Genomic DNA, 6973 nt, shown 5'->3' on the forward strand with positions numbered 1-6973 from the left:
CGAGACGTTCGGCAAGCTGATGATGGGCGGCAACTTCATCATCGGCGTGATCGTCTTCGCGATCCTTGTCGTCGTGAACTTCGTCGTCATCACCAAGGGTTCGGGCCGCATCGCGGAAGTCGCAGCCCGCTTCACCCTCGACTCGATGCCCGGCAAGCAGATGGCCATCGACGCCGACCTGTCGAGCGGCCTGATCGACCAGGACGAGGCCAAGAAGCGCCGCAAGGAGCTGGAGCAGGAGAGCACGTTCTTCGGCGCCATGGACGGCGCCAGCAAATTCGTCCGCGGCGACGCCGTCGCCGGCCTGGTCATCCTCGCCATCAATGTCGTCGGCGGCATACTGATCGGGGTGATCCAGCACAAGGTGCCGATCGGGCAGGCGTTCTCGACCTACACGATCATGTCGATTGGCGACGGCCTGGTCTCCCAGATCCCCGCCCTGATCATCTCGATCGCCGCCGGCTTCCTGGTGTCGAAGGCCGGCGTCGAAGGCGCCGCCGACAAAGCCCTGGTCACCCAGCTCGCCAGCAATCCTCTCAGCCTGGGCATGGTCTCGGCCGCCTCGGGCTTCCTGGCCGTTATCCCCGGCATGCCCATCATCCCCTTCGCCGCCCTGTCGATGGGCGCCGGGATGCTGGCCTGGCGGCGCTCCCAGGCCAAGGCCGAGCCGGAGATCGTGGAGGTCGCCCCGGCCGCCCCCGCCGCCGAGGACGAGCCCATCAGCCAGACCCTGGCGATCGACGAGATCAAGATCGAGCTGGGCTACGGGCTGCTGCCGCTCATCAACGACCTGGAGGGCCGCCGGCTCACCGACCAGATTAAGGCCCTGCGCCGCACGCTGGCGACCGACTTCGGCTTCGTCATGCCCAGCGTCCGGATCCTCGACAACATGCGCCTCCCCTCCCAGGGCTACAGCCTGCGCATCAAGGAGATGGAGGCCGGCGCCGGCGAAGTGCGGATCGGCCAGCTCATGGCCATGGACCCGCGCGGCGGCCAGGTGGAGCTCCCCGGCGAGCATATGAAGGAGCCGGCGTTCGGCCTGCCGGCGACCTGGATCGATGACGGCCTACGGGAGGAAGCCACCTTCCGCGGCTACACCATCGTCGACCCGGCCACGGTCCTGACCACGCACCTGACCGAGGTGCTGAAGGACAACATGCCGGACCTGCTGAGCTACGCCGAGGTGCAGAAGCTCATCAAGGACCTGCCGGCCGAGCAGAAGAAGCTCAGCGAAGACCTGATCCCCAGCGTCGTCACCGCCACCACCGTGCAGCGCGTGCTGCAGGCGCTGCTGCGCGAGCGCATCTCGATCCGTGACCTCGGCGCCATCCTGGAAGGCATCGGCGAGGCCGCGCCGCACACCAGCTCGATCACCCTGCTGGTGGAGCAGGTCCGCGGACGCCTCGCCCGCCAGCTCTGCTACGCCTACCGCGGCGACGACGGCGCCCTGCCCATCGTCACCCTGTCGGCGGACTGGGAGAACGCCTTCGCCGACGCCCTTGTGGGGTCCGGCGAGGAGAAGCAGCTCGCCCTCGCCCCTTCGCGCCTGCAGGAATTCATCCGCGGCGTGCGCGAGACCTTCGAACAGGCCGCGCTGGCCGGCGACAGCCCCGTGCTGCTCACCAGCCCGACGATCCGCCCCTACGTGCGCTCGATCATCGAACGCTTCCGCGGCCAGACGCCGGTGATGAGCCAGAACGAGATCCACCCGCGGGCCCGCCTGAAGACCGTGGGCTCGATCTGACGCCCCGCCGCCTGCTGCGCCGCCATGGACGTTGCAGGCCGACCCGTCCGCTGATAGCGGTTCGGGCCTGACGGGCGGAACGCCCGGCCACTGAGTCTCGGATTGCGGATGCGGCGACCCCTACAGCGACCCCAGAGCGCGAACGGCCAGTTCCTCTGGGACCTGCTGACCTTCGAGCGCCTGATCACCGGCGGCGTGGTCCACCTGGTCTATTGGGCGGGCCTGGCCATCATCGGCATCATGGCCTTCGGCGTCCTGGGCGCCAGCGTCGGCGTGGCGATCCGCGAAGGCAACATCATGGGCTTCCTGCTCGCCGTCGGCGTGCTGGTGATCGGCGCCTTGGGCGTGTTCGTGGCCGTCCTGCTGTGGCGCGCCTTCTGCGAATTCTACGTCACCATCTTCAAGATCAGCGAAGACCTCCACATCCTGCGCCAGGACGTGGAGGCCGAACGCGCCCGCCAGGGCAAGTAGCCCTCAGTTCACGGCAGCCAGGGTCGGCAGCGTCGCCCACACCCGCGCATCGTGCGCCGGCACGATCACCAGGTTCGGCTGGGCCTGCTTCAAGGCATGCAGCTTTTCCAGCAGGGCCTTGGTCGCCGCCGCGTCCTCGTCGACAAAGCGGGTGAGCATCGGCTTCTGCGCAGGAAGCGTGACGCCTTCAGCCTGCCACGCCGTATCGCCGATCAGCGCGTAGCGCCGTCCATCCGGCGTGCTCACGAAGGCCACAATGGAACCCGGCGTGTGGCCGGCCGCGGGAACCAGCACGACGCTGCCGTCGTCGAAGACGTCCCAGCTCCGGGCGAAACCTTCGTAAGGACCGTCGGGGAAGTCGTAAGCGCGGTAGTCCTTCAGCCCGATCTTCCGCGCCAGGGTCGCGGCCGCGGCGCCGCTCCGGATGAACGCCATCTCGTCCCGGCTCACCCACACCGGCGCGCCCGGCAGGGCGGCCACGCCGCTGACGTGGTCCCAGTGCGCGTGGGTCAGGACGATGGCCTTCAGGTCCGACGGCTTCACCCCGGCCGCCGACAGTTGCTCAACCACCGGCCGCGTCAGGACCGGCTTGACCGAGAGCTGCATGATCTTCGGCGCGGTCTTGAAATGCTCGGCGAGGTCGCGGCCGTACCCCGCGTCGAACAGCAGCTTGCCTTTCGGATGGTCGACCAGGATCGCCCCGGCCACGAAGGTCCGCTTGTCGTCGCGCCGGCCGCCTTCATAGGCCATGGCGGCGGAGGACTGCGTGGAACCCGAAGGCAGGGCGGCGATCCGCATCCCGGCCGGCGGATGGGCGGCAGGCGGCGCGGACGGGACCGCCAGTTCGGCCGCCGCGGGCGGCGCCTGGCAGGCGGCGATGGAGACGCCGGCGACCAGGGCGGCGAGGATGACGGTGAATTTGTGCAAAGGCATGAGGTTCTCCTGACGCCTCACCCTTGCGCGCCGCCCGACATACGTAAAATATGGACTTCTGAACCCTGCCATAGGTAGCGACTATGGAACTGCGCGAGCTACGCTACTTTTTGGCCGTCTACGAGACCGGCAGCGTCACCGCCGCCGCGCGCCGCTGCTTCATCTCCCAGCCCTCGATCTCGGCCGCCTTAGCCAGCCTGGAGCGCGAGCTGGAGACGGTGCTGTTCGTGCGGCATCGCAAGGGCGTCGCCGCCACCGCCGCGGCGGACTCGCTCTACGCCCGGGCCCGCCGCCTGGTGGACGACGCGCTCTCGCTCAAGGCCTTGTTCGCCGCGCCACCGGCCACCGGCGTCGTCCTGGGCCTGATGCTCAGCCTCGACATCCCGCGCACCCTCGGCCTGCTGCGTCCGCTCTCCGAGGATCCGGCGGTGCGCCTGTCCCTGGTCGGCGCGCACGAGCCCTGCGACGCCCGCATCGTGGCCCGCGCCATGGCGGCCGAGACCGAGGCGTTCATGCCGCTCTGGTCCGAGGGCTACGTCGTCGCCCTGCCCCCGCGCCACGACCTGCGCCTAAAGCCGTCGCTCGCCATCGCCGACTTGGCCGACGTCCCGCTGGTGGCGCGCTGCAACTGCGAGAACGCCGAGGCTACCGCCGACCTGGGCTTCAAGCCACAGGTGGCCGCCGTCGCCACAACCGAGGAATGGGCCATCGCCCTGGTGGAAGCCGGTCTCGGCGCCACCGTGCTGCCCGAAGGCGTCGTTCCCGCCGCGACCACGGCGGCGATCCGGCCGCTGAGCGACCTGTCGCTGAAACGCGAGGTGGGCCTCGCCTACCGCCGGGCGGACGCCGGCTCGCCGGCCGTCACTCGGATCCTGGAAGCCTTCACGGGCGGAGGTCAGGGCCGCCTGGCCGCTTAGCCGGCCTTCTTGCGCAGGCCCAGTTCGTCCAGTTGGGCGGCCTCGATCCGGCCCTGGACCTTGCGGGCCTCGACCTTCAGGCCCTCGGCGATGTGCTCGTACTTCTTCTGGGCCTCGAACGCCTCGGCCAGGGCTTCGCGGGCGCCCTGCTCCTCGACGAGGATCACGTCGATCTCGGCCTGGATCTTGGCCTTTCGCACCTTCAGCCCCTCGAAGAAGCCGGCGCGGTAGATCCCCGCCGCGGCCTCCTGCGCGGAGAAGGCGCGCTCGGCCTCGCCCTCGGCCTCCAGCATCGCCAGCCGCATCTCGACCGCGACACGGCGGTCGACGATCTCGGCCAGCCGCTTCTGCAGGACCTCGGCCTCGTAGGTGGAAAGCTTGATCAGAGAGTCGGCCCAACTCACGCGGCGGCTCCGTTCAGGATGTCGGCAAGCCCGGCGAAGGATTCGTCGAGGCCGGTGGCGTCGTTCGGGTCCTGTGACAGGAACTGCTCGACAGCCGGATTGAGGGCGATCGCCCGATCGATGGTGGGGTCCGCTCCGGCGCGATAGGCGCCGATGCGGATCAGTTCTTCCATGTTGGCGTAGGCCGACAGGCTCTCGCGGGCGGCGCGCACCACCTGGCGCTCCTCCATCGACTGGCAGCCCGGCATGGTCCGGCTGATGGACTTCAGTACGTTGATCGCCGGGAAGCGGCCCCGCTCGGCGATGGCGCGCTCCATGACGATGTGGCCGTCCAGGATACCGCGCACCGCGTCGGCGATCGGTTCGTTGTGGTCGTCGCCGTCCACCAGCACGGTGAAGAGGCCGGTGATCGGGCCCGCCTGAGTGCCGTCCGGGCGGATCGGGCCGGGACCGGCGCGCTCCAGAAGCTTCGGCAATTCGGTGAAGACGGTCGGTGTATAGCCCTTGGTGGTCGGCGGCTCGCCTGCGGCCAGGCCGATCTCGCGCTGGGCCATGGCGAAGCGGGTGACCGAGTCCATCAGGCAAAGGACTTCCATGTCCTGGTCGCGCAGGTACTCGGCGATGGCCATGGTCATGTAGGCGGCCTGCCGGCGCTTCAGCGCCGGTTCGTCCGAGGTGGCTACCACGACGATGGCGCGGCGCAGACCTTCCTCGCCCAGGGTCTCCTCGATGAATTCGCGAACCTCGCGGCCCCGCTCGCCGATCAGGCCCACCACGACGGCGTCGCAATCGGCGTTCTTGGCCAGCATGGAGAGCAGCACCGACTTGCCCACGCCCGAGCCGGCGAAGACGCCCAGGCGCTGGCCCCGACAGCAGGTGGTGAAGACGTTCATGGCCCGCACGCCGAGGTCCAGGCGCTCGCCCACCCGGCCGCGGGCGTGCGCCGACGGCGGGGACGCGCGCAGCGGATACGCGGCGATGCCCTGGGGCAGCGGGCCCTTGCCGTCGATGGGCTCGCCGAACGCATCGACGATCCGGCCCAGCCAGGCCTTCGTCGGGCGCACGGCCGAGCCTAGGGGCTGGATGCGGATCTCGGCGCCGGGCGCCACGCCCTCGACGGGGCCGAACGGCATGAGCAGCGCGCGGTTCTCTCGGAAGCCCACCACCTCGGCGGCGACAGGCTTCTCGGCGAAACGGTCGATCTCGGCGCGCGCTCCGACGGCCAGGCGGGACAGCCCGCCACGGGCCTCGATCAAGAGCCCGTTCACGGCCGCGACGCGGCCCGACACCGTCAATGGATCAAGCCGCTCGACCGCGGCGACGAGGCTCTTCACGCACACCCCTCAGCTACGCTGGGGAGATTGGGCCGCCGTGCTTAAGGGGTTGTGAAGAACCGCCGTCAGTGAAGGTCGGGAATGGTGGCTTTCGGTGCGGCTCTACGACGCGTCTTGGCCGCCACCGCTTCGCCGGTCGCCTTGGCCTGGTCGATGAGCTCTTCGCCCTTGATCTTGGCGTCCTCGATCAGCGCCTGGCCCTTGGCCTTCGCCTCCTCGATCATCGGCGACGCCGTCTCGGCGATCTTCTCGCGATTGCGCCACGCCAGCACCCCGGCGACGCCGATGGCCGCGGCCCCGATCAGGAACAGCGGGTTTTTCGGAACATACCTAAGGAGTGGGGTTAGCGCGCCGGCCTGCTTCATGGAGTCGCGGGCCCAGGGCATCCGGTACGGCGCGAGGGTTTCAGGATGGTCGGTCATCGGGTTTCTCCGGCCTTCTGGTCCCGGTCAAAACCCCTTGCGCCGCAAGGCGTTCCCGCCCCCTGTTTCGCCGCTGCCGTCCAATCACAAAAGATTCAACGCCGCCCCGACTCGGCCGCCGGCCGGCCCAGCTTGAGTCCGATTCCGAAATCAGATTAACGATTCGGGTGTCGGGGCCAGCGACCATTAACCTGTCTTAAAGGACGGTAGGGCAGGTTAACGGCAAGGCATAACGCGGATTCACCAGAATTCGTGGGGGAATGCGGCGACGCGGCAGGAGAGGCCAATGCGCGTATTGTTGATCGAAGACGACAGCGCCACCGCGCAGAGCATCGAATTGATGCTCAAATCGGAAGGTTTCAACGTCTATACGACGGACTTGGGGGAAGAAGGCGTCGATCTGGGCAAGATCTACGACTACGACCTGATCCTCCTGGACCTGAATCTGCCGGACATGAGCGGCATGGACGTCCTGCGGACCCTGCGCGTCGGTAAAATCAATACCCCGATCATGATCCTGTCGGGCACCGCCGAAATCGAGACCAAGGTGAAGACCTTCTCGGGCGGCGCCGACGACTACATGACCAAGCCGTTCCACAAGGACGAACTGGTCGCCCGCATCCACGCCGTGGTCCGCCGCTCGAAGGGCCACGCCCAGTCGGTGATCAAGACCGGCGACATCACGGTCAACCTGGACGCCAAGACGGTGGAAGTGAATTCCAACCGCGTCCACCTGACCGGCAAGGAA

8 protein-coding genes are annotated in these 6973 nt (G+C 68.5%); 4 read left to right on the forward strand and 4 right to left on the reverse strand.

The features are described 5' to 3' along the window. The coding region (locus Q0L11_RS10140) for a flagellar biosynthesis protein FlhA (protein ID WP_296597058.1) at positions 1 to 1744 on the forward strand (1744 nt) is incomplete at its 5' end. Between the two features lie 108 nt (positions 1745 to 1852). Further along, positions 1853 to 2215, forward strand: a complete 363-nt coding sequence (locus Q0L11_RS10145) for a DUF4282 domain-containing protein (RefSeq protein WP_296597060.1) — start codon at positions 1853 to 1855, stop codon at positions 2213 to 2215. Positions 2216 to 2218: 3 nt separating this feature from the next. Here Q0L11_RS10145 and Q0L11_RS10150 read toward each other — a convergent pair whose 3' ends face one another. Next, the gene (locus tag Q0L11_RS10150; RefSeq protein ID WP_296597062.1) at positions 2219 to 3148 is read right to left on the reverse strand and encodes an MBL fold metallo-hydrolase; all 930 of its coding nucleotides are present in this window, start codon (positions 3146 to 3148) and stop codon (positions 2219 to 2221) included. Between the two features lie 83 nt (positions 3149 to 3231). Here Q0L11_RS10150 and Q0L11_RS10155 point away from each other — a divergent pair, with 83 nt between their 5' ends. Then, on the forward strand, positions 3232 to 4065 hold the full coding sequence (locus Q0L11_RS10155; protein WP_296597064.1) for a LysR family transcriptional regulator: 834 nt from the start codon (positions 3232 to 3234) through the stop codon (positions 4063 to 4065). Here Q0L11_RS10155 and Q0L11_RS10160 read toward each other — a convergent pair. From Q0L11_RS10160 to Q0L11_RS10170, 3 genes are all read right to left on the reverse strand, one after another. After that, the gene (locus Q0L11_RS10160) at positions 4062 to 4469 is read right to left on the reverse strand and encodes a flagellar export protein FliJ (RefSeq protein WP_296597066.1); all 408 of its coding nucleotides are present in this window, start codon (positions 4467 to 4469) and stop codon (positions 4062 to 4064) included. The two genes, Q0L11_RS10155 and Q0L11_RS10160, sit on opposite strands and share 4 nt — an antisense overlap. After that, the gene (gene fliI / locus Q0L11_RS10165) at positions 4466 to 5803 is read right to left on the reverse strand and encodes a flagellar protein export ATPase FliI (RefSeq protein ID WP_296597068.1); all 1338 of its coding nucleotides are present in this window, start codon (positions 5801 to 5803) and stop codon (positions 4466 to 4468) included. Before fliI ends, Q0L11_RS10160 begins: the two co-directional genes overlap by 4 nt. Positions 5804 to 5868: 65 nt before the next feature. Beyond that, the gene (locus Q0L11_RS10170) at positions 5869 to 6225 is read right to left on the reverse strand and encodes a hypothetical protein (protein ID WP_296597070.1); all 357 of its coding nucleotides are present in this window, start codon (positions 6223 to 6225) and stop codon (positions 5869 to 5871) included. A 286-nt stretch (positions 6226 to 6511) separates the two neighbouring features. Here Q0L11_RS10170 and Q0L11_RS10175 point away from each other — a divergent pair. Continuing rightward, on the forward strand, positions 6512 to 6973 hold a 462-nt coding region (locus Q0L11_RS10175; protein WP_296597072.1), incomplete at its 3' end, for a response regulator.

The organism is Phenylobacterium sp. (genome assembly GCF_024508875.1).
Lineage (GTDB): Bacteria > Pseudomonadota > Alphaproteobacteria > Caulobacterales > Caulobacteraceae > Phenylobacterium.

Coding starts and splice junctions, on each gene's coding strand:
- Q0L11_RS10145 (WP_296597060.1), top strand. CDS start 1,853: ATGCGGCGACCCCTACAGCGACCCCAGAGCGCGAACGGCCAGTTCCTC.
- Q0L11_RS10150 (WP_296597062.1), bottom strand. CDS start 3,148: ATGCCTTTGCACAAATTCACCGTCATCCTCGCCGCCCTGGTCGCCGGC.
- Q0L11_RS10155 (WP_296597064.1), top strand. CDS start 3,232: ATGGAACTGCGCGAGCTACGCTACTTTTTGGCCGTCTACGAGACCGGC.
- Q0L11_RS10170 (WP_296597070.1), bottom strand. CDS start 6,225: ATGACCGACCATCCTGAAACCCTCGCGCCGTACCGGATGCCCTGGGCC.